Here is a 331-nt window from a genome sequence, read left to right on the forward strand (position 1 = left end):
CATATTTCCCAGCGCAGTCCAATAGTAGCCTGCACGGATAAAAATAGCAGCCATAAAGGCCGGCACTTTCAGCACATTGCGTTGCGGGGTCCCTTCCTCTTTCATCCGGTGCCTTGCGACAATGGTTATCACCGCCAGGGCGGTAAACAGGTGGATGGACGTGTGATTATCGTCGTTACCCAAAAACGGTTGCAGGAACGTCCCATCCGTCCAGCCGGTAACGGTATCTCTGATAATCGCTGCCAGCCGGGAAACAATATTCATATTCTCAGGAAGGTATCCCGATACCAGTCCGAGGGCATGCAGTACTGCGGTATCAATATTCCGTCGT

At 52.0% G+C, this 331-nt stretch carries 1 protein-coding gene; it reads right to left on the minus strand.

The features are described 5' to 3' along the window. Window positions 1-331, minus strand: a 331-nt coding sequence (locus ACF8OF_RS01485; protein ID WP_392495483.1) for a hypothetical protein, incomplete at both ends; no start/stop codon positions are given.

It is taken from the genome of Morganella sp. TYF_1, assembly GCF_043105645.1.
Lineage (GTDB): Bacteria > Pseudomonadota > Gammaproteobacteria > Enterobacterales > Enterobacteriaceae > Morganella > Morganella morganii_B.